Source organism: Microcoleus sp. Pol7_A1 (genome assembly GCF_036701085.1).
Taxonomy (GTDB): domain Bacteria; phylum Cyanobacteriota; class Cyanobacteriia; order Cyanobacteriales; family Microcoleaceae; genus Microcoleus; species Microcoleus asticus.
The window spans coordinates 66,986-88,980 of record NZ_JAUBQD010000028.1 but is presented as its reverse complement, the minus strand read 5'-3'; the positions used below and the strand labels follow the sequence as shown (position 1 = coordinate 88,980).

29 protein-coding genes and 1 pseudogene are annotated in these 21,995 nt (G+C 44.8%); 22 read left to right on the top strand and 8 right to left on the bottom strand.

The window, feature by feature from the left end:
• Positions 1–463: Uma2 family endonuclease (locus QUA20_RS17145; protein WP_333190152.1), on the top strand; the 463-nt coding region annotated here is incomplete at its 5' end.
• A 99-nt stretch (positions 464–562) separates the two neighbouring features.
• On the top strand, positions 563–1,123 hold the full coding sequence (locus tag QUA20_RS17140) for a 2OG-Fe(II) oxygenase (RefSeq protein WP_333190150.1): 561 nt from the start codon (positions 563–565) through the stop codon (positions 1,121–1,123).
• Between the two features lie 91 nt (positions 1,124–1,214).
• On the opposite strand, the gene QUA20_RS17135 is transcribed toward QUA20_RS17140, so the two are convergent.
• Together QUA20_RS17135 and QUA20_RS17130 are read right to left on the bottom strand one after the other, a co-directional pair.
• Positions 1,215–2,291: a branched-chain amino acid ABC transporter permease gene (locus QUA20_RS17135; protein ID WP_172191248.1), complete on the bottom strand. Its 1,077-nt coding sequence runs from the start codon at positions 2,289–2,291 to the stop codon at positions 1,215–1,217.
• 210 nt (positions 2,292–2,501) lie between these two features.
• The gene (locus QUA20_RS17130) at positions 2,502–3,851 is read right to left on the bottom strand and encodes a branched-chain amino acid ABC transporter substrate-binding protein (protein ID WP_333190147.1); all 1,350 of its coding nucleotides are present in this window, start codon (positions 3,849–3,851) and stop codon (positions 2,502–2,504) included.
• A 322-nt stretch (positions 3,852–4,173) separates the two neighbouring features.
• Here QUA20_RS17130 and QUA20_RS17125 point away from each other — a divergent pair, with 322 nt between their 5' ends.
• From QUA20_RS17125 to QUA20_RS17050, 16 genes are all read left to right on the top strand, one after another.
• Positions 4,174–4,470 carry a DUF1778 domain-containing protein gene (locus QUA20_RS17125; protein WP_333190145.1) on the top strand — a complete coding sequence of 99 codons (297 nt, stop codon included), beginning with the start codon at positions 4,174–4,176 and terminating at the stop codon, positions 4,468–4,470.
• Positions 4,461–4,982: a GNAT family N-acetyltransferase gene (locus tag QUA20_RS17120; protein WP_333190143.1), complete on the top strand. Its 522-nt coding sequence runs from the start codon at positions 4,461–4,463 to the stop codon at positions 4,980–4,982. Before QUA20_RS17125 ends, QUA20_RS17120 begins: the two co-directional genes overlap by 10 nt.
• 103 nt (positions 4,983–5,085) lie before the next feature.
• Positions 5,086–6,033, top strand: a complete 948-nt coding sequence (locus QUA20_RS17115) for an NAD(P)-dependent oxidoreductase (protein ID WP_333190142.1) — start codon at positions 5,086–5,088, stop codon at positions 6,031–6,033.
• Positions 6,034–6,092: 59 nt separating this feature from the next.
• A complete protein-coding gene (locus QUA20_RS17110; protein WP_333190140.1) occupies positions 6,093–6,503 on the top strand; it encodes a hypothetical protein in 411 nt (136 codons plus the stop codon).
• On the top strand, positions 6,500–7,381 hold the full coding sequence (locus QUA20_RS17105; protein WP_333190137.1) for an RNA polymerase sigma-70 factor: 882 nt from the start codon (positions 6,500–6,502) through the stop codon (positions 7,379–7,381). The genes QUA20_RS17110 and QUA20_RS17105 overlap by 4 nt, the downstream gene beginning before the upstream one ends.
• Positions 7,382–7,533: 152 nt before the next feature.
• A complete protein-coding gene (locus QUA20_RS17100; protein ID WP_333190135.1) occupies positions 7,534–7,812 on the top strand; it encodes a hexameric tyrosine-coordinated heme protein in 279 nt (92 codons plus the stop codon).
• An 81-nt stretch (positions 7,813–7,893) separates the two neighbouring features.
• Positions 7,894–8,589 carry an alternative oxidase gene (locus tag QUA20_RS17095; RefSeq protein WP_333190134.1) on the top strand — a complete coding sequence of 232 codons (696 nt, stop codon included), beginning with the start codon at positions 7,894–7,896 and terminating at the stop codon, positions 8,587–8,589.
• 81 nt (positions 8,590–8,670) lie between these two features.
• Complete coding sequence (locus tag QUA20_RS17090) at positions 8,671–9,048, top strand: hypothetical protein (RefSeq protein WP_333190132.1); 378 nt, start codon at positions 8,671–8,673, stop codon at positions 9,046–9,048.
• Between the two features lie 54 nt (positions 9,049–9,102).
• Positions 9,103–10,653 (top strand): GMC family oxidoreductase N-terminal domain-containing protein, encoded by a 1,551-nt coding sequence (locus tag QUA20_RS17085; protein WP_333190130.1) that lies wholly within the window; start codon positions 9,103–9,105, stop codon positions 10,651–10,653.
• A 120-nt stretch (positions 10,654–10,773) separates the two neighbouring features.
• Complete coding sequence (locus QUA20_RS17080) at positions 10,774–11,256, top strand: transposase (protein ID WP_333190129.1); 483 nt, start codon at positions 10,774–10,776, stop codon at positions 11,254–11,256.
• Between the two features lie 227 nt (positions 11,257–11,483).
• Positions 11,484–11,618 (top strand): hypothetical protein, encoded by a 135-nt coding sequence (locus QUA20_RS17075; protein WP_333190127.1) that lies wholly within the window; start codon positions 11,484–11,486, stop codon positions 11,616–11,618.
• A complete protein-coding gene (locus tag QUA20_RS17070) occupies positions 11,578–11,820 on the top strand; it encodes a nucleotidyltransferase domain-containing protein (RefSeq protein ID WP_333190125.1) in 243 nt (80 codons plus the stop codon). The genes QUA20_RS17075 and QUA20_RS17070 overlap by 41 nt, the downstream gene beginning before the upstream one ends.
• 53 nt (positions 11,821–11,873) lie before the next feature.
• A complete protein-coding gene (locus QUA20_RS17065; protein ID WP_333190124.1) occupies positions 11,874–12,047 on the top strand; it encodes a hypothetical protein in 174 nt (57 codons plus the stop codon).
• Between the two features lie 34 nt (positions 12,048–12,081).
• A complete protein-coding gene (locus tag QUA20_RS17060; protein ID WP_333190122.1) occupies positions 12,082–13,152 on the top strand; it encodes an IS630 family transposase in 1,071 nt (356 codons plus the stop codon).
• Entirely contained in the window at positions 13,110–13,568 is a 459-nt protein-coding gene (locus QUA20_RS17055) for a phosphotransferase-like protein (protein WP_333190121.1), read from the top strand. Before QUA20_RS17060 ends, QUA20_RS17055 begins: the two co-directional genes overlap by 43 nt.
• Before the next feature lie 118 nt (positions 13,569–13,686).
• Positions 13,687–14,172: a GNAT family N-acetyltransferase gene (locus QUA20_RS17050; RefSeq protein ID WP_333190119.1), complete on the top strand. Its 486-nt coding sequence runs from the start codon at positions 13,687–13,689 to the stop codon at positions 14,170–14,172.
• Here QUA20_RS17050 and QUA20_RS17045 read toward each other — a convergent pair.
• On the bottom strand, positions 14,169–14,291 hold the full coding sequence (locus QUA20_RS17045; protein WP_333190118.1) for a hypothetical protein: 123 nt from the start codon (positions 14,289–14,291) through the stop codon (positions 14,169–14,171). The two genes, QUA20_RS17050 and QUA20_RS17045, sit on opposite strands and share 4 nt — an antisense overlap.
• A 30-nt stretch (positions 14,292–14,321) precedes the next feature.
• Here QUA20_RS17045 and QUA20_RS17040 point away from each other — a divergent pair, with 30 nt between their 5' ends.
• The gene (locus QUA20_RS17040; protein WP_333190116.1) at positions 14,322–14,795 is read left to right on the top strand and encodes a nucleotidyltransferase domain-containing protein; all 474 of its coding nucleotides are present in this window, start codon (positions 14,322–14,324) and stop codon (positions 14,793–14,795) included.
• 177 nt (positions 14,796–14,972) lie between these two features.
• On the opposite strand, the gene QUA20_RS17035 is transcribed toward QUA20_RS17040, so the two are convergent.
• The 4 genes and pseudogenes from QUA20_RS17035 to QUA20_RS17020 all read right to left on the bottom strand — a co-directional run bounded on the left by QUA20_RS17035 (position 14,973) and on the right by QUA20_RS17020 (position 19,040).
• Positions 14,973–16,424, bottom strand: coding sequence for an NAD(P)/FAD-dependent oxidoreductase (locus QUA20_RS17035; protein WP_333190115.1), 1,452 nt, complete (start codon positions 16,422–16,424; stop codon positions 14,973–14,975).
• Between the two features lie 126 nt (positions 16,425–16,550).
• A complete protein-coding gene (locus QUA20_RS17030) occupies positions 16,551–17,582 on the bottom strand; it encodes a glycosyltransferase family 2 protein (RefSeq protein ID WP_333190162.1) in 1,032 nt (343 codons plus the stop codon).
• Between the two features lie 506 nt (positions 17,583–18,088).
• Positions 18,089–18,582: pseudogene (locus tag QUA20_RS17025) on the bottom strand (transposase).
• Between the two features lie 95 nt (positions 18,583–18,677).
• The gene (locus QUA20_RS17020) at positions 18,678–19,040 is read right to left on the bottom strand and encodes an IS630 transposase-related protein (RefSeq protein ID WP_333190112.1); all 363 of its coding nucleotides are present in this window, start codon (positions 19,038–19,040) and stop codon (positions 18,678–18,680) included.
• Positions 19,041–19,213: 173 nt separating this feature from the next.
• Between QUA20_RS17020 and QUA20_RS17015 the strand changes: the two genes are divergently transcribed.
• Positions 19,214–19,537, top strand: coding sequence for a glycosyltransferase family A protein (locus QUA20_RS17015; RefSeq protein WP_333190110.1), 324 nt, complete (start codon positions 19,214–19,216; stop codon positions 19,535–19,537).
• A gap of 304 nt (positions 19,538–19,841) precedes the next feature.
• Entirely contained in the window at positions 19,842–20,168 is a 327-nt protein-coding gene (locus QUA20_RS17010) for a hypothetical protein (protein WP_333190109.1), read from the top strand.
• A 556-nt stretch (positions 20,169–20,724) separates the two neighbouring features.
• Here the strand turns inward: QUA20_RS17010 and QUA20_RS17005 are convergent.
• Positions 20,725–21,264 carry a Dps family protein gene (locus QUA20_RS17005; RefSeq protein ID WP_333190107.1) on the bottom strand — a complete coding sequence of 180 codons (540 nt, stop codon included), beginning with the start codon at positions 21,262–21,264 and terminating at the stop codon, positions 20,725–20,727.
• Positions 21,265–21,448: 184 nt separating this feature from the next.
• Here QUA20_RS17005 and QUA20_RS17000 point away from each other — a divergent pair, with 184 nt between their 5' ends.
• Complete coding sequence (locus tag QUA20_RS17000; protein ID WP_333190105.1) at positions 21,449–21,676, top strand: hypothetical protein; 228 nt, start codon at positions 21,449–21,451, stop codon at positions 21,674–21,676.
• Positions 21,677–21,995: the final 319 nt, after the last annotated feature.

Genomic DNA, 21,995 nt, shown 5'->3' with positions numbered 1-21,995 from the left:
AAGAATGGTTTTCTCAGATACTAGCTCAGGCACAAATATGATTTTTTGTCAACTTAATTTAGATGCGTTTACCCTGCTAGCCCTACCAGAACTTCGCTGCACCTTTGGCGGACGTTCTATTGTTCCGGATGTCGCGATTTTTGTTTGGAATCGCATTCCCCTAGACGCTGACGGCGAAATTGCCAATACATTTAATGCTCACCCAGACTGGACAATAGAAATTTTGTCTCCATCCCAAAGCCAAACCAAAGTTACAAACAATATTTTGCACTGTTTGAATGCCGGTTGTCAGATGGGTTGGTTGGTCGATCCGTATGAAAAAAACATTTTAGCCTATCCCGCAAGGCAGCAGCCGATTTCACTGCAAGAACCAACAGATATACTTCCGATGCCTAACTTTATGCCGGAAATGCAGTTGACTTTAGGCGAAGTTTTTGGCTGGCTCAAACCAGGGAATATTTAAAAGGTAAAACTAAAACGTAAAACGATCTCGCGCTTGATTTATTATTCGTCGCCGATCGCGATCGAATCATGTTGACGAAAAACTACATATCCAGCAGCCATGAATATTCATACTGACGTACCGTTTCGATTCGAGTCCGAATGCTTCCTGTGGGTCGTAGAAAACGTTTATAGTTCCAAGGAGTGCGATCGCCTGATTTCTCTGATTGAAGCATCTGCACCGGCGATCGCGACAAATAATCCGATGTTCCGCGACCAGGATCGCGTCATCAGGGACGACCCGGAAATTTCCGCAGATTTGTTTCGGAGGCTTCGTCCCCACATTCCCGATCGCATGGGTAACTTTGTTTTAGTGGGCTTGAACGAACGTCTGAGGATGTATCGCTATCGATCGGGTCAGCGATTTGCCCCTCACATGGATCATTGGTATTGTCCAAGTGATTCTCAGGTGACTCTTCACAGCGTTCTCGTGTACCTGAACGCTGATTTCGAGGGGGGAGAAACTCGCTTCACCGAACAACTCGAACATACCGTAGTCCCCAAAACTGGTATGACTGTGATTTTCCAACACAAACTCACGCACGAAGGATGTACAGTCAGAACTGGTACGAAGTATGCGATGCGTACCGATGTTATCTATGAAAGATTAGAAGGGAAGTAGCATCGAATTTAATTATCTACCCATTCTTTTATAAGGCAGTTCTTATATTATTGTGGTAAGTATTTTTTGCCATTTTTTCAACCCGGCAATTTCAAACCTTCTCCTGAACATTTTCTCCCAACAAACCCCCTGGCCTAAAAGCCAAAATCACCACCAAAACCCCAAACACCCAAGCATTAGTCCAGCGACTCGACAAATACTGATCGCTCAAAGACGAAAGCAACCCAATCAAAACCCCTCCTAACATCGCCCCCACAATATTGCCAATTCCCCCCAAAACCGCCGCCGTAAAAGCTCTCAAACCCGCCGTAAACCCCATCGTAAACACAATCGTATTGTTGTACAAACCAACCAAAATTCCCGCCGAACCCGCCAAAGCTCCACCAATCAAAAAAGTCAGAGCAATAATCTGATCTACATTAATCCCCATAATTTTAGCAGCATCGCGGCTTTGAGCCGTTGCCCGCATCGCCTTTCCCAGACGAGTGTACTGGACAAACAGATGAAGCAAAACCATCAATACCACAGCCACCACCAACACAATTAAATCTTTCGTAGTAAATACAATACTCGTTTGAATTCCCAAAAACTTGAGAATATCAACTCGCGGCAATAAATCGGGAAAGCTTTTCGGAGCCGCCGAATTAGAACCCATCACCGGAATAAAAGCTTTCAATCCTCCCCAAAATAACCCCATATTTTGGAAAATAAAAGAAACTCCAATCGCTGAAATTAAAGGAGCCAAACGGGGAGCATTTCGCAAAGGTCGATAAGCATACTTTTCGACAACAATATTCAGTCCAGCACAAAACACCGAACATACAATTAAACCGACTAACATCACCGGTATAGCAATACCTAAAGGCGCGCCGTCTTGAATGCCAAAAGCCCCGAATACAGTTAGGGAAGCAAAAGCACCCAACATATACAAATCGCCGTGAGCAAAATTGATTAACTCAATAATGCCGTAAACCATCGTGTAACCCAAAGCAATAATTGCAATAAGCGCCCCGTTGACCAAACCCACTAACAATTGTTGAATCAAAACTTCAGGACTGCTGGCTATTTCTCCTAAAATTTTCGGCAAATCAAATCCTGCGATCGGGCCTAATAGCAAAACTATATAAACTACACCTAGATATAAGAGAATACTTTTCCAGTTTTTCATGTTTTTGAGTAATTGGGAATTGAGAATTGAGAATTAGGAATTGGGAATTGAGAATTGGGAATTGGGAATTGGGCATCGGGCATGGGACATTGGAGGGAGAAGGAAAAAGGCAGAATTTTTTATTATCCCTTCTTCCTTCTTCCTTCTTCCCGATATCCATTACATCCGTTGTAAAATCCGTTGCCGAACTTCCCTCTTCCTTCTGATTAATTATTCCGTCTTGAGCGCATTCACGAACTCCCACTTACCGCCTTTAACAACATTTCCTGACATTGTAGTCAAGCTCGTGTCGCCGTTGGTGTCAAAACTCCAAGTGCCGAGTACCCCGTTAAAATCTTTAGTAGCCAAGACAGCTTCGCGGATAGCAGCGCGGTCATTTTTGCAAACTTTATTAATTGCGCCGATCGCAACTTTAGCAGCTTCATAGGCGTATGCTGCATAAGCTTCCGGTTCAGCATTATATTTTGCCTTGTAACTTTCGTACCACTTCGCACCCACACCAGTCAATTCTTGAGGAGGCAAGCCGCCAAAAGTAGCATAAACTCCTTCGGCATCTTTGCCTCCGGCATCGATTAAAGCTTGATCTTTAATGCCGTCCGGCCCCATGAACTTGACTGTATCAGCCGTCATCCCGACATTTCTGATGTCTTTAATTATTTGTCCGGCGTTGCTCTGAGTAGTGCCTCCGAAGTAAATCAGGTCTGGATTTAAAGCTTTGATCTTATTCATTAACGCCTTGTAGTCGCTAGCTTTAATATCAATTCCCTCTCTTCCGAGGACTTGAATTCCCAACTTTTTAGAAGTTGCTTCAAAAACATCAGCGATGCCTTTGCCGTAGAGTTCTTGGTCGTCGAGAATGTAGACTTTTTGCACGCCTAAAGATTTTGCCCAGTTGCCAGCTACAGCACCTTGAAGGTCGTCAGCGGGGACAACGCGGGTGAAATTGCGAGTGCCTGCGGGATAATAAACGTTGGGTTCTTTGGCTTCACCTTTTCCTGGTTTAGTCAGTCCCGGATAAGTGTTGGCCGGACTGATCATGACGATGTTAGCTTGGTTGAGCACGGGAATGGAAAGTTTGGCTGCACCGGAGTTATAGTGACCGATGGCGGCAACTACCGAACCGTCAGCAACGGCTTTGTTCGAGTTGGAGGTTACTTGGCCCGGGTCCCATTTGCCAGCGGCGGCAGTGGCATCGTCGAGCACTTCGTATTCGATTTTGATTTTGCCGTCGCAAGCTTTGGAGTCGGTTTCGGCAAGTGCTTGTTTGATGCCGTTGACCATTGTTTGAGATTGACCCAATGCGCTACCCGTCATCGGCAGCATGGAGACTATTTTGACGGTATTTGGATCTCCGGGGCTGCTGACTGCGACGGGAGTGGCTGCGGGACTGGTTCCGGTAGTTGTGGCGGTGGGTGCTGGAGGATTTTGACAGCTAGCGCACAGAGATGCTATCCCGGCGGCGAGGAGTAATGTCCGCAGCCCCCCGGTGTTGAGATTTTGTGTTGGGTTGGTTTTTGTGGGTGTGGGACTTTTGCCCCCTGACTTCTGGGAAAAGTTCATAGGTTGGTTTGTTTGTTGCTTGCGTCTTAGCATATTTTCACTCTGTAAGTCTGTAAGTCAAGAGTTAGCACAAGTTTAAAAAATTTGTGTCAACTATCAAAAACAGACCTAGAAAGGCAACATCAGGACTTAGGCCGCTCCTGTCTCAGGGGCGGCGGGGACTGCCCGTACAATGCGTGAGTTCACGATTCCATCGCAGTTAACTAGATCCGCGATCACGGATTCAGTAGATGTGTTGACATTGTGTATACAAAAATCATAATATAAATATGCTAGGGCTACTGGCTCTAATTACTAATGTATCTAGCCAGAGGTAACTGTTATGCACCCGCCACCATCTGAAGAATCAGTCAGCCAGACCCGTGATGTGACAATTAACATTCGAGCTCAGCCGAATCAACGCGCTCTCATCGATCGCGCGGCCCAATTACAGGGAAAGAGCCGATCGGAGTTCATGCTTGAATCAGCTTACCAAAAAGCTCAAGATGTGATTCTAGACCGCTGTTTTTTTGGGTTAGATGAACTTAAATTTAAGCAATTTTTGGCGCTGCTGGATGCACCGCCGACGCCAAATCAGAAGCTAAACGCATTACTAAAAACAAAATCTCCGTGGGATTAGATCGAGATTTAGGCCAACTCTGCCCGCCTGAAAAACTGAACTCGTTACATCAAATTGAGACCTTTGATTCAGGCAACAGTCAGTTAGATGAATGGCTCAAGCGCCGCGCTCTGAAAAATGAGTCAGAGGGGGCTTCACGGACTTATGTTTTGTGCGATCGCCAAGCAGTGATTGCGTACTATTGTCTTGTAAATGGAGCAATAGCACAAACTGCTGCAACGGGTAAAGTCAGGCGCAATATGCCCGATCCGATTCCTGTTATGGTGATTGGACGGCTTGCAGTCGATCGCAACTGGCAAGGTTCTGGCATCGGACGCGCTTTGCTGCGGGATGCAATTCTTCGCACTTTGCAAGCTGCTGAGATTGCAGGAATACGTGCAATTCTCGTACACGCTATCTCCGAAGATGCGAAGCAGTTTTACCAGAAGTGCGGGTTTACTGTTTCGCCGATCGATCCAATGACACTCATGGTGAAAATTAGCGATGCCATTGCTTCACTTGAGCTCAAGTGACAGATCGCCATTTTAAGTTTGAGTTAAATCATCTTGTCACAACTAACGATGCTCTTTCGTCTTATCTATAAATACCTCAAAGGCTTCAACAGGAGGTTCCTAGATGAGAATTTTTGTGGCAGGTGCAACGGGGGCGATCGGTCGTCCGCTACTCGCCCAATTGCACAGCGCAGGACATGATGTAGTGGCGTTGACCCGCACTCCAGAAAAAGCACGGATTTTAGCTGAACAAGGTGTGGAACCTGCGATCGCAGATGTCTTCGATGCAGATGCTGTCAAAGCTGCTGTGATTCGCGCTCAACCGGAAGTTGTAATCGAACAACTCACATCTCTGCCTAAAACCTACACGCCTGAGACAATGCAGGCGGCAGCAGCACTGAACGATCGCATCCGTCTCGAAGGAGGTGCAAATGTCCTAGCGGCAGCGCAAGCGGCTGGTGTGCGTCGTTACATCCGGCAGTCGATCGCCTTTTGGGCGATTCCCGGTACAGGATTGGCCGATGAAGAAACACCCCTAGCCTTAGATGCTTCGCCCGCAGTTGCAGACGGAACCCGCACCCTGAAGGAGATTGAACATCGCTTGCTAGGGAACCCCAATCTAGAAGGAATTGTCCTGCGTTACGGCTTCTTCTACGGGCCCGGCACTTGGTACGCAACCGATGGAGACGTTGCCGAACAGGTGCGGCAGCAACAATTCCCGATCGTCGGAAAAGGCGAAGGTGTATGGTCTTGGGTTCACATTGAGGATGCGGCCTTCGCGACGGTGGCGGCAGTCGATCGGGGAAATCCCGGTATTTACTTGATTGCGGACGATCGGCCCTTAGAGGTGCGCGTGTGGCTTCCTGCTTATGCCCAGTGGCTCAATGCTGCACCGCCACCGCAGGTATCAGTTGAGGATGCTCTGCGAATCAGTGGTGGAGATGCTGTCTACTATGGCACCCAGTTACGAGGTGTCTCCAATGCTAAGGCAAAACGCGAACTAAATTTTCAACCGCGATCGTTGGAATGGCTTGTTAAAACTGCCGTTGAAGAGGGCCAACTGACAATTTAATCTCGATCGGGCTAACACTAGGAGTTGTCTGGAAAGCTTTCTAATCAGGGAGAAATAAAATGAAGATTGCTCAATATGGAACAACGATCGCGGTCATCCATGCGATCGCAAACGGACTGCATGGTTTAGCGCATTTGGAAATCCCAATTCCCCTCTCTCTCCTTCAGAGTTTGTTTGTGGGTACGGTGATTTTTCTAATTCCCATCATTGCAGCCGTTTTGCTTTGGACACAGTTCTATCGCATTGGTAGCTGGCTCTTACTCAGTTCAATGGCTGGATCGCTCCTGTTTGGGCTCTACAATCATTTCATCGCGATCAGTCCCGATCATGTGTCTCAAGTTGCCTTTGAAGGCTGGGGTTTGGTGTTCCAAGTCACAGCCATCCTGATATTAATTGTGGATGGATTAGGCTCGGGAATTGGCTTTTGGGCATTGAGAACTATTCAGCAACAAGAGCAGGGGGCTTTATGAGTTCTCTGGATGACTTTAACCACCATCGTCCGTTGCTGTTCTCGATCGCCTACCGAATGCTGGGAACTGTCACAGATGCCGAGGATATGGTACAAGAAACCTTCCTGCGCTGGCAACAGACGGCGAACTCCACGGTGCGATCGGCAAAAACTTATCTGACAACTATTACTACTCGTCTCTGCATCGATCATTTGCGATCGGCGCGTGTCCAACGAGAACAATACGTCGGTACCTGGCTACCAGAACCGATGTTAACGCAACAATCCGAAAATTCAACCGATCTAATGGAATTAGCAGACTCGCTCTCGATCGCATTTTTAACTGTAATGGAGCGTTTATCTCCGATCGAACGGGCAGTATTTCTACTCCGCGATGTGTTCGAGTATGACTATGACGAAATCGGTCAGATGATCGGCAAGAGTCCCACCAACTGTCGCCAAATCCTGCGACGGGCGAAGCAGCATCTTGCCGACCAACGTCCTCGTTTCCCAGTTTCTCGGCCTCAACAAAAGCAGATTACAGCCCAATTTTTAGATGCCTCCACCAAAGGGGACTTGCAAGATTTGTTGCTGCTGCTGGCGAAGGATGTGACGTTTTGTTCAGATGGTGGCGGCAAGGTGGTTTCAGTCCTCAAGCCGATACATGGAGCAGTAAAGGTGGCTCGGATGCTGTTAGCCATTCGTCGCAAATGGCTGCTTAATTCTGTCTCTCACTTAGCCGATATCAACGGACAACCCGGCATTATCCAATATCTGGATGGCCACATTCACAGTGTGATGACGTTTGAGATTGTGGATGGCTGTATTCAGTCTATTTACAGTGTGCGGAATCCAGAAAAGCTAGAGCGGATTTGCCAGGAGATATCTTTAGAGAAGTAACCGAAAACCATCGGTTACTTGCTTCAAGTATGAGCCAGCTCATAGAAGTTATTGAAATCTCATTCTACGATATCTAAACAGATGAATTTAGGGAGGTCTTGGACAATCAATGTTGCTGTTCTAAAAAACACACTAACTCTGGAGATTTTGACATGGATAATATAACTTCAAACAATCCATCTGTTGTAACACCACCCGAAGTTACATTGGTTCCTAATAACTCGCTTTTGACAGAAACCCCTGAAGAGGGACGGCAACTGGCAGTCAAAATGGCACGGCTGATTATCAAAATGACTCAGCCTGATGAAGAAAAGCGCAAACAGTTACGAGAGGTTTATGGCAATGATGCCATGATGCTGATTGCAGTTGGTCACGTTGTCGCTATAGAATTTGCCACAGTCGCTGCTGCCAACAACTACTGGCGTAAGTAGGTACAAGTCTGAACCCCAACTTCTCAGAGAAGTCGGGGTTCTGAACCCCTGGTAATGTATTCAATTTTTGAGGAATGCACCATGAAAGTTTTGATTCGATTGATAGTTGGTTTTTTTGTCTTCCTTGTAGATGTCGTCTACGGAAATCGTTCCTACCCTCGGTTTTATATGCTGGAAACGATCGCCCGCGTGCCTTACTTTTCCTATCTATCAGTGCTGCATCTTTACGAGACGCTGGGTTACTGGCGCAAAGCAGACTTGTTGAAAGTTCACTTCGCTGAAACTTGGAACGAATTGCACCATCTGTTAATTATGGAATCACTGGGGGGCGATCGCCTCTGGATCGATCGCTTCATCGCTCAACACGTTGCCGTGGCTTACTACTGGGTGGTAGTGCTGATTTATATGCTGTTTCCCTCTTACGCCTACTACCTGATGGAACTGATTGAAGGTCATGCCTACCACACCTATGACGAATACTTGAAAACCTATGAAGCGGAACTGAAAGCTCAACCTGCGCCCCAGGTGGCAATCAATTTCTATCGCGATGGCGATCTTTATATGTTTGATGAAGTTCAGACTGCACTAAGTCATGAATTTCGTCGTCCCAAGGTGGATAATCTATACGACGTGTTCGCAAACATCCGTGATGATGAAGACGAACACGTCAAAACGATGGTGGCACTCCAGAAACCACAAGCGCGGCTAACTTTCAAAAGTCCCCATACAGTTTTTGAAGCGGTAGCTGCCAACGCAGATAAAACGGGTTGGTTGTAGGAGGTGTTATACTTTGAAATTGGATTGCAATTCGATATAAATGATGGCAGTCCAATGAGTTCTACAACATTCTTAATAACTATGAAAACACTACTGAAAAAATCAGCGTTACTCCTTGCTCTACCAATTTGTGTCTTAGCTAATTTTTCCTTACCTGCGTCTGCTGATTCTACTGCTGACCTCATCCTCAGTACGAGATGCCAGGGTGGTTACAACATTAATATTTGGAAAAAGAAGGGTTCAGGTGAACTGCTATATCGCTCGACCAGTTCCAACGGTAATTTAAGTTTGGGCGGAGGTACTAGCAAAGCTACAGAAGGCGTTCGAGTCTATAAGTTTCGGAAGGGCAATTATCAATATTGGGTGTGGGATGGCACGTTGGATAGCCCGAAGTCTGGAACTTTAGAGGTGTACAAAAACAACCGTATCTTGATGCAGAAAGCTTGTACGAAAAGTTGAATCCTCTAGCCTGACTAAATTAATCGATTACAGACAACAAAAAAGGAGAATTTTATGAGGAACTATGACTACATTGTAATTGGTGCAGGTTCGGCAGGCTGTGTTGTCGCCAACCGTCTGACAGAAGACAGTGAAACAACCGTGTTGTTGCTCGAAGCTGGCAATCCAGATACGAAACCAGAGATTCAAATCCCGTTGGAATGCTTCAACTTACTAGGCTCTGAGGTAGACTGGGCATACTTCACAGAACCAGAACCTTACCTCAATAACCGCAAAATCTTTCATCCCCGCGGGAAAGTCTTGGGCGGTAGCAGTTCGATTAATTTCATGCTTTATGTCCGAGGCAATCCTCATGATTACGATCGCTGGCAAGAATTGGGTAATCTCGGTTGGAGTTATCAAGATGTATTGCCATATTTCAAGAAATCTGAAAACCAGCAACGAGGTGCTTCCGAATACCACGGTGTCGATGGCGAGTTGAGCGTTACCGATCTAATTTCCCCGGCACCGATATCCCAACGATTTGTAGAAGCATCTGTAGCAATGGGATATCACAACAATCCTGATTTCAATGGGATGCACCAAGAAGGCGCAGGACTCTATCAGATGACGATTAAAGATGGAAAACGGCACAGTACCGCTGCTGCATTCCTGGTGCCAATTCTCGATCGTCCAAATTTGACAACAACGACAGCAGCGTTGGTGACTCGATTGTTGTTTGAGGGAAGCCGCGCCGTTGGGGTGGAATATCTATACGAGGAAACGCTGCACCAAGTCCGGGTTAACCGGGAAGTGATTTTAAGTGCTGGCGCATTCGATTCGCCTAAGCTGCTGATGCTTTCGGGCATTGGTAATCAAGAATACCTGGAATCATTGGGTATTCCTGTAGTAGTCGATTTGCCTGGTGTCGGTCAAAACCTCCAAGATCATCCTCTCATTCCTGTGGTACACCTGGCAACTCAGGATTTACACCCTGCAATCACCAGTAGTATCGTTGAAGCCGGATTGTTTTTGCATAGCGAGGGTAATCAGGATGCTGCGCCTGATTTACAGTTGATCTTCAGCCCTCTTGTGTTGACATCCCCTCCTCGTTCTGATTCGGGATTCACTGGTTTAGTATGTTTGATCCATCCTGAGAGTATTGGTAGTGTATCTTTACGATCGCCCGATCCGAAAGATCCACCAATGATTCGGATGAACTATCTCCAGAGTGAATCTGATGTGCAAAAAGTCATTGCAGGAATTAAATTACTCCGCAAATTATTTCAGACAAGTGCCTTTGATGAGTTTCGGGGTCAGGAAGTCGCTCCCGGTGCCGACAATCAGAGTGATGAAGCCCTCGAAGCTTACATTCGGGAAGTTTGCAGCACTGTGTTTCATCCTGTCGGCACCTGCAAAATGGGAACTGACTCAATGGCGGTTGTAGACTCTGAACTCCGCGTACATGGAGTTGAGGGGTTGCGTGTGGTAGATGCGTCAATCATGCCAACAATCACCACAGGAAATACGAATGCGCCGACAATTGCGATCGGCGAAAAGGCAGCAGATTTAATTAAAGCCGCAGGTTGCGTTTCACAGCAAGTACCTTTAGCAATTACAAATTAACAGGGACTGCGATCGATTAAATAGGCTTAACTTTTTCTCTTCCAACTATGAGCTAGCTCATAGAAGTTGTTGACAAAAACTGTCAGACTAAAGGTAGTTCAAGGTTAGGAGAGTAGTGATATGACTCTCACAAAAGCAAACATAACTGCATCCCAAGTAGAAACTCTCGCCAGACTGTATCTGGAAGGCAAGCCAGCCGAAATTTCAGATGAAACCATCGCCCAACTCTGTGATTGGCTGATGGGTGAGTTCCAACAATTGCCCTTAAATCTAAAATTTTCAGATTATATGCGTTATGAGAACGCTGAAGAGATGTTTGCGGATATTGAGCAATGGCAACTTTGGGTATCCGCTGAGAGTTACGATTCTGCTGTTTATCCTAATCCTATTTATGGATTTATTTTTCAGGGAATGCACGATTATGGCCACTACTTGACAAATAGTGACTTCAGTTTGGATGGGGAAATCGCAGCTTACAACTTCGCAGCAAAACGTGCGCCTAGTTTAAACATCCAAAAAATTCTCTATTCCGAAATTGTACTGCGATCGGCTGCCTATATTTATTTGGGAGATACGGCCGCTCCTAAAATAGTTTTTCCCTAATTAATTATAGAGGTAAAAGATAATGCACGAATGTCCTTGTTGTTCCGATCCATTATTACGGCACATTCACCAACATGAAATTGGCTGGTTTTGTCCCCACTGTCGGGCAATGATGCCAGCTCTTTCCGAAGTAAAAATTACTTCAAACATTAGCATCTGAATGTCAATCAGACCTGCGATGTTACAATTAAAAGACGTTAGCTACAAGATTGGAGGTTGGCTCGCGGATGGTTGAGTTGCAATCAGATTTAGAATATGTAGTTAGCGATCGCCTAAAAGTTTCTCTCGATGCGATCGCGCAATTTTGCCAGCGCTGGAACATTGTCGAGTTTGCCCTGTTTGGCGGGCGTGCTGCGGGATGATTTTCGCCCTGATAGCGATGTAGATGTATTAGTTACCTATGAGCGATCGCACCGCCTCACACTATCCAATCTATTGAGTATGCAGGAGCAAATAGAGCATTTATTTAACCGTTGTGTGGATTTGGTTGAAAAGAATCGGTTAGAAAATCCCTATCTGCGATCGAATATTTTGAAAACGCATCAAGTGATTTATGCAAGTTAACGATCGGGATAGCGCTTCACTTACAATTCCTTGTGCGAGTTTCTAGAGCATCAATGGACGCAGCACTTGATTGGGATTGGAGGCGCTGGATCGCCAGCAAAAGTAAAGCATCGATCGGACGGGCAGTTGCATCAACACAGTTAATGGAGCAAACACAGAAGCCTGGGCAGATCATCATCCTCAACGGCGTGCCGCGATCCGGTAATACCATTTTTTTAAAGATGTGATAGACTTGTGTAAAAAGTAAAGGAGGGAATTACAATGTCTGGTCGTCCTCATATAAACATCACAGAATCTGTAGAAGATTTGCGAGAAATCCTCAAGCAACAAAAAAGAATCCTAGCTTATAATAAAGTTCAAATGCTTTATTTATTTCAGTCAAAACAAGTAGAAACTGTTCGGGAAGTATCCACATTTTTAGGTAAAGGTGAGGCAACGATTCATCGCTGGCTCGGACAATATAGAAAGGGCGGTCTGGAAAATTTGTTAAAAAATCGGCAGGTTTTCGGTCGCCCAAAAAAGTTCTCAGTTGAAATAGCAGCGACCTTGCAACAAGAATTGAGAGACCCTGAAGGATTTCAGAGTTATAAAGAAGTTCATCTTTGGCTCTGGTTGATTAAAGGAATAGCCAGTAGTTATCCGGCTGTATATTCTTTGGTTAAAGGTGAATTGAAAAGTAAATTAAAAATTCCCAGACCTCGCAGTATTTCTCAGAAATCTACGGCGATTAAGGAATTCAAAAATAACTTGCATCAACAGATAAAAGCTTTGCTACACAAAGCTTTACCTCAAGTAAACAAATATAAAAAAGTCACTTATTGGTGTAGTGATGAAACGCGGATAGGGCTGCATACAATTCGTCGGCGCAAACAGACGCTTTCAGGCGTAAAGCCCCTTAAGAAGCATCAATGGAAATTTGAGTGTTTTTGGCTGTATGGGGCAGTATCTAGCGCTACTGGAAAAAGTTTTTTTTGGGAGTTTTCGCATTTAGACAAAGTTTGTTTTGAAGCATATTTACAACTTTTGTCAATCCAATATCCTCAGGAATTACACATCATTCAAGTTGATAACGCACCCGCTCATAAATTAGACTCATCTGAATTACCAGACAATGTTATTTTACTATTTCAGCCTCCGGCTTGTCCTGAAGTAAATCCCACAGAAAGAGTGTGGGAATATCTCAAAGATTCTTTAGCTTGGTCGGTGTTTAGTAATCTTGACGAACTCCGCACAAAAGTCCAGGAAATTTTGGCATCTTTCACCGCTCGCGTCATTGGTTTTCTCACCGGATGGTCTTGGATTTTACATTCTTTATCTCTATCACATCTTTAAAAAAATGGTATAAGTCAAGCGTTGTCACAGCCATCCAAGAAACGTTTGATGGTCTCTGGATGAATCTGGGTGTTGACACATTTATGCAGGCTACTCCAGAACGGTATCTGCCCGGAAGCGGATTGCCGGTCTTGTTCGCGGGCGTTCGCTGCCTCATCGATATCGTTATGGAACGCCGACGTAACACGGGCCGAATGCCAGAAAGTTCCGTTGACTCACCCGTACCACCTCCGGTTCGTTTGTGGCAACATGAAGTTCACATTCCGGGAATCTATGACCTGGAAATCGACACCTCGACATCAAGCCCAAGCGAGTGTGTCCAGATGATACGGCAGCACCTCGAATATGGCCCAGCACCGTCGGCATCTGAGCGACTCGCTACCATGACTTCCCAGCAGGATCGAGCGGAACAATAGATTCTTCTTGGCCCAAGTCCGCCCAACAATCCGCTTGCACACCGCTCAAATCGGGGTTATTTGTTGGGAGTGAGAAGTTATTGACGGCGGGTGAAGCGAACCGTTAACTGGAGTTTATATGGAAATGCGGATTGAACCTTACGACGCTCATCAACTTGATGCAGTCATTCGTCTTTCGCTTCGAGCATGGGCTCCGGTCTTTGATTCGATTCAGAACGCGATGGACGCTGACGTGTACCGAGAATTCTATCCCGATGATTGGCGTGCGAGCCAGCAAAAAGCTGTCGAGGATGTCTGCGCTGCGGAGGACACAAATGTATGGGTTGCGATCGACGCTGGTTCAACCGTGGGCTTTATAGCCGTGAAACTACACTTGGACTCCCGCATGGGTGAAATCTACATGGTCGCTGTCGATCCAGACTTTCAAGGTCGCGGCATTGGCACCGCTCTGACAGAATTCGCTCTCTTATGGATGAAAAATGCTGGGATGTCCGTTGCGATGGTCGAGACCGGAGGCGATCCCGGTCATGAAAGAGCCCGTCGCACCTATGAAAAGGTGGGCTTCGGGCTGTTACCGATCGCTAGATACTTTAAGAAGCTCTAGATACGCAGGGGTTGAAAACGATCGGCGCGATCGCGATCGTAATTGATGTGTAAAAGGCGATCGATCGTCCCCGTTGGGAATGCAAAAAAATGAATTATCTCCATATTGAGTTGATACATCAATTATTCTCAGAATCAGACAAGATCGATATGCCCCTATGGCTGCAAGGCGGATGGGCTATAGATGCAAAATTAAATCGGGTAACACGCGAACATGAAGATATTGATATTGTCTACCCCGCCGATCGAAGTGCAGACTTTCTTTCATTGCTGCACTCTCTCGACTGCGCTATCACTGAACGAACCTCCTATGGTTTTCTAGCTGATAAGCAAGGCGTTCTCCTAGATTGCGAACCGTGCATTCGCATGGGAGACTGCTACGAGTTAGAGGGACTACCCCCAGGAACCTGCCCATTGGAACAAACTGGAAGTCTTGGCGGCAAGCGGCTCCGCTGCACAAGCTGGGAAGCAATTCTCTGGGATTATTTCTACTACATAGAGGAGGTTCCACAAAGCGAATGGCGTCCAAAAGACTTTCCTAGTTTTGCTCTAGCCAAAGAGTCTTTCGGCGAGGCCGCGACACAAAACTTACACGAGCAATTCAAACGTCAGTATGCGGTTTAGTTGTAATCTTATCTGTGGGTGTTCGAGATTAGACTTCCGGGTTGTTTAAGGTAGGTTTCATACACACCGAACTTTTGAAAATGGTTGGTTGAGTCTTATTAGTTGCAGCCGCTCAAGCGCACCGTTAGTCAGCTTTGGCAGGTTGGCTTTTTTCATGGCAATCCCTATTGCGGCTGGCTATATTGACTGCGAAATCAAATCCGAATCCTTTTTGTCCTTTGAGCGATCGACTGAAAAATCTTCATAGTACGAGCGCTCAGTATTCACATCCCACAAATCGTGCTTTTCGCCGAGAATATTTCTAACAGCCAGGATTCCCGTCAGCATGGAATGGTCTTGGTTGTTGTATCGGTGCATACCGTTTCGCCCGATCGTCTGCAAATTCTCCATTCCCTTGAAAAATTTTTCAAGTACCTGCAAGTGTCCTCGATATTCGGCATCGTACACTGGATAAGCCTTCGGCTGCCGTATGACAACTCCATCTTCCACATCAGCAGTTGTTGCTAAACCCAAGCCAACCAACTCGCGAGTTGCTAATTCGACAAGTTCCGCGTCCGACATTTCCCAAATCTCGTCCCCTACGCTACAGAAATATTCCATTCCCAAACAACTTTTGCTGGCGTCGGGAACTAAAGCGGCGCTCCAATTCTTAAAGTTTTGAATTCGTCCCACTTTGACTTCGGGGGAGTGAATGTAAATCCAGTTGTCAGGAAACAAATCCTTGCGATCGACAATCAGCGATACAATCAAAAAATCTCGATATTTGAGCGATCGCGCGGCGTGCAACACCTCTTCTGGCGGCTGCGGTTTTAGTCTTGCTACCAGTGCAGATATTGGCATACTCGTAATAAAATTATCCGCCGAATATTGAACTAATTCTCCGTTCTGTTCAGCAGTGATACTTTTAATTTTATTCCCTTCACGTTCAAAGCTAATCACTTTAGTATCTAGATAAACTTTGCCGTCTTTATTTTCCACAGCTTCCGCGAACTTTTCCCACATCATCCCCGGCCCCAAAGCCGGATAGTCAAACTCTTTGATTAATGTTTTAGTGTCGTTGCTGCCAAACAAAGCATTAATAATTGCTGTCGTCAGGGACAATCCTTTAATACGCTGCGCCGCCCAATCTGCTTGAATTTCCGAACAGGGAATTCCCCAAACTTTTTCAGTGTAAGTCTTAAAAAATGTTTTGTACAAGCGTTCGCCAAAACGATTTATCACCCACTGTTCAAAAGTTTTTTCTTCCCGAAGCGGCCAAATTCTTACTTTGAGATAGCTCAACATAATCAGCGTACTCTCAATTATGCCCAAATTAAAGAGAGTATTGAAGGCACTGATCGGATAGTTAAAAAATTTACCTCGATAAAAAATTCGCGACAATCGCGGCACTTTAATAAACTGATTTCCCAGTACCTCTTGCCACAACTGCTGCACGGCTTCTACTTTAGTATAAAAGCGGTGGCCGCCAATGTCGAAACGATAGCCTTTGTAGGTTTCTGTGCGAGCTATTCCCCCAACTTTATCACCTTTTTCTAGTACAACAGGGATGATGCCTTGCTTGACTAGCTCGTAGGCAGCAGTCAAACCCGCAGGGCCTGCACCGACGATCGCAACAGGATAATGTTTCACTAAGCCTACCTCCAGCTTTTGAATCGAACTATACAGTTATTTATAACTTGTCACAGTCATAGATGCACCCGTGAATACCCTGAGAAACTATCGAGAGGCCTGATGTTGAAGGATGATTTGACTGATTTATTGAGCGGATACTGGCAAGCTAACTTTGCCAGTCAAGGGCTTTTTTTGGTATAAGTGGCGACAAGTGCCGATCGCAAAGGCCAGTCCGCTATAAAAATAGAAAAGCCAATGCCACGGAATTGTTTTCAGGGCAAATACGATACCGTGTTTGCGGTGAAAAAATTGGTAAAGCGGTGCATTAATTGCTACCAGTGGTATTGCCAGCAAGCCAGCCAGTAGCAGAAAGCTCAGCGACCAGCACGTCCCCAAAACTGCCAGCAGCACTGCATAAGTTAAAATCACGCTGATGCGGTTTGAAACTTGCAAGTTGAGGTCGTTATTTAATTTGCGATCGCGCCAAATCAGTTCTGTCCAAGGCAGCGCTCGGTAGAAAAAGTCAGCTTTCACCATCCCCATCGGTTTCCAGCGCTTTAAATGCTTCACCTGCAATGTTTTGCACAGCCGAATATTATAACCTGCTTGTTTCAAACGGTAGCCGAGCTCAATATCTTCGATCGAAGCTTGGCGGTAACTCTCATTAAAACCACCCATCTGCAAAAAAATTTCCCGGCGAATCACTCCGCAAGCTCCCCAAAAAGTCGAAGCTTCTTCGTTACCTGTTTGGTGTACGTAGTGGTGCAGCAAGTTCCTGTACTGCGATAGAAAATCAGGATCTCCAGGATCATCGTCGTAAGATCCGATGAAAGCAGCTAAGTAGGGATTATTTTTGAACACCGATATCGCATAGCCCACAGCTTCTGGACAAACAGCGACATCAGCATCCACAAAAAACAGAATATCTCCTTTGGCAGCTTGGGCCCCCAAATTTCGGGCTCGGGCTGGGCCCCCGCACTCAGGAATTCTGATTAATTTGGCGCCGAATTCCTTGGCTAGAAGCCAGGAACCGTCGCTTTCGCCATCTGCTACTACGATAATCTCGATCGGTCTCGGCTCAGCTTGAGCCAGTTTTGACAAACAGGTGCGGAAGTAAGCGCCCCCGTTGTGGACTGGGATAATGACGGATACAGTGGGTTCGGCAGTAGAAATCATCACCTAAATTGTTTAAATTGCAGGGGCAAAAATTTGCTTGAATTTTATTGGTGCTACTTTACGAAGGGTAAAATCAGCTCTAGTTTTTTATTTATAACTCGATTTCTGTTTATATTCAAGTAGATTTTTTTCTGGCATTCTTGACTGCATTTTTCCGATTCACACCTGTATTCTACGCCACATCTTCCTGAAACTGACCTGATGCAGACAACAGCTTTATTAAATCTTTAAATATGTCATTGTTTTTGTAAAGCTTACAAAAAGCCCCAGCAGTATGTTTGTGCTGCTGTATTGCACCGCACAAAATTTTGATTTGATCGATAGGCACACCACCGTATAAAATCCAACTGACTTTCTACGGAAACCCTCTGGCTGTCAGGACTTGCCCGGTACCGTTTCTTTTACAGACCTCATCCGCCAGTGACTCCTCTACCCAGTCTGTATCGCGAGTGCGGTGTCGATGCACATTTTAGGATTTTTGGGGCAATATACAGCGTATTCCAGGCTTATGAAGTACAGTAACAGCAGCTTGTAAACCAGTTTTTGAAGTGCTTAGTATTCACCAAATCAAGCGCAGTAGCCAGTAAAACATCAATCATCTTAGTAGTGGTTGGCGAGAACTGACGTAAAAAAGCTTTCAGTTGTGACCACCATAATTCTATCGGATTAAAGTCCGGAGAATAGGGTGATAAATTGAGGATAGTGGCGCCGTTTCCGTTTCAGTCAAGGGTTCAATCCCAGCCAGTTTGTGGGCTGGGAGATTATCCATAACAACGACTGCACCTTTCCATAAATTTGGCACTAAAAAGTGTTCAATGAAAACGGAAAATGCCTTGCCATCCATAGACCCATCTAGAGTCATTATTCCTACTACTTTTTTTAAACTTATTGCTCCGACAACTGTGATTTTTGCACCCCGATAAAATGGTTTTAAGTCGTAGACTCTACTACCACATATTGAACGTGCATGGGTTCGTGTTAAACCCAATAAAACGCCCATTTTCATCCAAAAAAACGAGGTTTTCAGGGTCAATACTTTTCACTTTTCCCCAATATTCACACCTCAAAGTTTGCACTCTTTCAGTAGCAGACTGGCTACTGCGTATTGTTTTTTTTTTTTCGAGTCAAATTTTGTTTTTTTAGTTCACGACACATCATGCTAGGGCTGATAGCTTCCTTATAGTTCATAAGCCAATATTCACAGTATTCTGACAATGTGCTATCCGGATATTTTTCTACCATCTGGGTCAATTCAGTTGTGCGCGAGTGTAACACGCTTGTCAGGCTTCCACCCTGTTTTCTGGGTTGAACATGACCAGTCGTTTGTTTTTGTTTTAAGATTTTTTGAACAAACCCTTTACTCACATCAAATCTGGCGGCTACTTTTCTAATTGAGGTATCACCTTGTTCATAAATTTTAACTATTTTCTCACGCAACTCGATCGAATAAGGTTTCATTTTTTTCGCTTATGTACTAAATTGAGTGTATCATATATACATGGAATCTGCTGTATATAATATACCTCTTGAATTTTCTGACGGTGTACGATCGAGCTTTCGTAATTTGTTAACATACCCTTAGCTAGCTCCCTTTGAGCCAAAACTTTTACATCAACAAGTTTTTATATTATATGAACACCTCCCAAAACACTTTAAATCAGCCATTAGTTTCAGTCATCATACCAGCTTTCAACGCTGAAACTTTTATTGCTAAAACATTAGAATCTATTCGATATCAAACTAATCAAAACATAGAAGTTTTAGTAGTTGACGACTGTTCTACAGATACAACATCCGAAATCGTCAAATCTTTTGCTCAAAAAGATAGCAGATTCAGCTTATTGCAGCCGTCAAATTCTGGCGCCGCCGTTCGCAACCTAGCAATTGAAAAATCCAAAGGCGAATATATTGCTCCCATCAATGCCAACGATATTTGGTATCCGCAAAACTTATAAAAACAAGTGAAGTGCCTGACTATCTCAGCACCATCTGTCGGAGTTATTTATTCCTGGTCCGTTAATATATATAAAGAAAAAAGACTTGCTCACAGGTGTATTTTACAACTCCACCATCAAATAAGAAGTTTATACAACATTAGTTTATAAAAATTTTATAGGCAATGCCAGCTCATCTCTAATCCGTCGCGTTTGTTTTGCAAAACCCGGCGGTTACAACTGCAAACTTAAACTAGAAAACACTCAAGGCTGCGAAGACTGGGAACTTTACCTCCGCATAGTCTAACATTATCAATTTAAAGTAGTGCCAAAATATTTAGTTGGCTACCGGCTGATTACCAGCAGTATGTCTAGCAACTCTGCAGCAATGGCAAAATCTCACTCTTTAATTATGGCAGATAACCGGCAGCAACATCCCGAAATTCCCAGCAGCATTTATCGCTGGTCTAGCAGCAATTTTTACATTTACTTAGCTGTCAAAAGCAACGGCAGCGGCCATCGCCGGAATACATTATGTTGGCTGTATCGAGCTTTCAAAGGAAATTTATTTATTAATGGGGCTTTTGCTCCACAATTTGTATTTGCTGTCAAGAGAAAGTATATTAAAAATAATAGTTATAGCACCAACTGAATCAGGGTTAGAGTTAAAACAAGGATCAGAATCGAGTGAAGGGACGACACTTGCTAGGATTGAGACGCGAACGAAAGTTCACACAGTACTGCCGTCGCAGGTGTATGAAAGAATACGGTTCAATAGTTTAGCCAATCGAAAATATAAATAAACCCCACATTGAAAAACCCGGTTTTTTGAAGAAACCGGGTTTTTGAGAAAGCTAGATGGCGTTTAATTCTGCCTAGTTGCTCAATCGACCATCAGGAAAGAGGGTTAAATAAAAAATCTAAATTTTCTATTCTTCCTTCTTCCTTCTTCCTTCTTCCGTCTACTTAATCTGCTTCGTCAAACCTATCCACACTTATCTTTCTTCGAGCTAGGCTTAGATAAGATAAGTGATATTTACTTTCCTACGCTATTGGGCCGACGGCTAATCCCAAGGTAAGTAGGCAATCCCCCTTAAGCCAAGGGTTATTGAGTAAGGATGACACTCCCTGTCATCTATAGTCAACTTACCTAAAGTAAATAAGTATAGGTAAGTTTAGATAACTGTTTGACAATCAACTATTGCTCTCTAAGCGTGAGAAGCTGTAGCAGTTTGAGCTTTTGGCTGCTGGCCGTCTGGCGCCAGGGATTCCCCTTCAATAAACGAGCGCAACATCCAAGCCATTTGCTCGTGCTGTTCCATCAAACCAGTTAAAAAGTCTGCGGTTCCGTCATCGTTAAACTCTTCACCGCACTGTTCGACGTGTTGGCGGAGATTGCGAATAACTAACTCGTGGTCATCAACTAAACGCGATACCATTTCCGTAGCCAAAGGCAAATCCCCCATATGTTCTTTAATCGAGCCATACTTCAGAAAACCCTCAGCAGTACCAATTGGATAGCCACCTAAAGTTCTCACCCGTTCGGCCATAGCATCAATATTTTCTGTCAGTGCCTGGTAGTGTTCTTCCCACAACTGGTGGAGCGAGCGAAACTGCGGGCCAACTACATCCCAGTGATACTTTTTGGTTTTGATTAACAGCAGATAAGCATCTGCCAGGTCGTGATTCAATAGTTCAATAACGCCTGCACGTTGCTCGTCAGATAGACCTATGTTTAACTTACGCATTGAAATTGTTCCTTCAACTCTAACTTTACATTTATTAAAACAAATTTCGACAACCACTTACATCAACCCAGAGGACGATCGAAGACGATCGCACTTTAGTAAAATATCTGCATTTCAGCTTAAAGTAATCGCAATATAGATACCCTTAGATAGATGCAAGGAAACTTATTGTTCTGGCTCGCCTTTGTTTGGCGAACACAGCGATTGGGCGGCAGGTGAGCCCCCGCTCAATCCCGCTCTAGAAAAAGCCTGCACTCTGATTGCCAGTAAAAACCAAGGAATTTATGCCCAAGTTAACCAACATCCCACACACTTAATTGTGCGGGCTGCTGGAAATGACGGCATAAGGGACTTGCAATTAAATATAACCCCAGTTATCCTAGAAGGCCAGGAAACAGATTTTCTGATCTGAGCGGTGGTTCCGACCTCTGTGATTGGGATGCTAGAAATGATATTGAGTGAAACCGTTAAATCGATGTTCAAGGATGCTGCCAACAAACTGACGGGCGATCGCCGTCGAGACTTTATGGCAAAAGTAATGGAATACTACTTTAATGGTTAAGCCCGGAAAGTAGAAAGATTTCTAGGATGGAAGCCTTGATAGTGTTCAACTCGGCTTACATGAACAAAGATAATCTTCGGTTTCCTAAATCCTGAACTTGGCAAGGATATTGACTTAAAAAGTGATGTAAGGATTGTTCATTTGCTAATCTTACCACTTTGGCACTTGC

What these genes read in the sequence shown, in the direction of transcription:
- QUA20_RS17140 (WP_333190150.1), top strand. Translation starts at nt 563, where the DNA reads ATGAATATTCATACTGACGTACCGTTTCGATTCGAGTCCGAATGCTTC.
- QUA20_RS17135 (WP_172191248.1), bottom strand. Translation starts at nt 2,291, where the DNA reads ATGAAAAACTGGAAAAGTATTCTCTTATATCTAGGTGTAGTTTATATA.
- QUA20_RS17130 (WP_333190147.1), bottom strand. Translation starts at nt 3,851, where the DNA reads ATGAACTTTTCCCAGAAGTCAGGGGGCAAAAGTCCCACACCCACAAAA.
- QUA20_RS17125 (WP_333190145.1), top strand. Translation starts at nt 4,174, where the DNA reads ATGCACCCGCCACCATCTGAAGAATCAGTCAGCCAGACCCGTGATGTG.
- QUA20_RS17115 (WP_333190142.1), top strand. Translation starts at nt 5,086, where the DNA reads ATGAGAATTTTTGTGGCAGGTGCAACGGGGGCGATCGGTCGTCCGCTA.
- QUA20_RS17110 (WP_333190140.1), top strand. Translation starts at nt 6,093, where the DNA reads ATGAAGATTGCTCAATATGGAACAACGATCGCGGTCATCCATGCGATC.
- QUA20_RS17105 (WP_333190137.1), top strand. Translation starts at nt 6,500, where the DNA reads ATGAGTTCTCTGGATGACTTTAACCACCATCGTCCGTTGCTGTTCTCG.
- QUA20_RS17100 (WP_333190135.1), top strand. Translation starts at nt 7,534, where the DNA reads ATGGATAATATAACTTCAAACAATCCATCTGTTGTAACACCACCCGAA.
- QUA20_RS17095 (WP_333190134.1), top strand. Translation starts at nt 7,894, where the DNA reads ATGAAAGTTTTGATTCGATTGATAGTTGGTTTTTTTGTCTTCCTTGTA.
- QUA20_RS17090 (WP_333190132.1), top strand. Translation starts at nt 8,671, where the DNA reads ATGAAAACACTACTGAAAAAATCAGCGTTACTCCTTGCTCTACCAATT.
- QUA20_RS17085 (WP_333190130.1), top strand. Translation starts at nt 9,103, where the DNA reads ATGAGGAACTATGACTACATTGTAATTGGTGCAGGTTCGGCAGGCTGT.
- QUA20_RS17080 (WP_333190129.1), top strand. Translation starts at nt 10,774, where the DNA reads ATGACTCTCACAAAAGCAAACATAACTGCATCCCAAGTAGAAACTCTC.
- QUA20_RS17075 (WP_333190127.1), top strand. Translation starts at nt 11,484, where the DNA reads ATGGTTGAGTTGCAATCAGATTTAGAATATGTAGTTAGCGATCGCCTA.
- QUA20_RS17065 (WP_333190124.1), top strand. Translation starts at nt 11,874, where the DNA reads ATGGACGCAGCACTTGATTGGGATTGGAGGCGCTGGATCGCCAGCAAA.
- QUA20_RS17060 (WP_333190122.1), top strand. Translation starts at nt 12,082, where the DNA reads ATGTCTGGTCGTCCTCATATAAACATCACAGAATCTGTAGAAGATTTG.
- QUA20_RS17055 (WP_333190121.1), top strand. Translation starts at nt 13,110, where the DNA reads ATGGTCTTGGATTTTACATTCTTTATCTCTATCACATCTTTAAAAAAA.
- QUA20_RS17050 (WP_333190119.1), top strand. Translation starts at nt 13,687, where the DNA reads ATGGAAATGCGGATTGAACCTTACGACGCTCATCAACTTGATGCAGTC.
- QUA20_RS17045 (WP_333190118.1), bottom strand. Translation starts at nt 14,291, where the DNA reads ATGTATCAACTCAATATGGAGATAATTCATTTTTTTGCATTCCCAACG.
- QUA20_RS17040 (WP_333190116.1), top strand. Translation starts at nt 14,322, where the DNA reads ATGCCCCTATGGCTGCAAGGCGGATGGGCTATAGATGCAAAATTAAAT.
- QUA20_RS17030 (WP_333190162.1), bottom strand. Translation starts at nt 17,582, where the DNA reads ATGATTTCTACTGCCGAACCCACTGTATCCGTCATTATCCCAGTCCAC.
- QUA20_RS17020 (WP_333190112.1), bottom strand. Translation starts at nt 19,040, where the DNA reads ATGAAACCTTATTCGATCGAGTTGCGTGAGAAAATAGTTAAAATTTAT.
- QUA20_RS17015 (WP_333190110.1), top strand. Translation starts at nt 19,214, where the DNA reads ATGAACACCTCCCAAAACACTTTAAATCAGCCATTAGTTTCAGTCATC.
- QUA20_RS17005 (WP_333190107.1), bottom strand. Translation starts at nt 21,264, where the DNA reads ATGCGTAAGTTAAACATAGGTCTATCTGACGAGCAACGTGCAGGCGTT.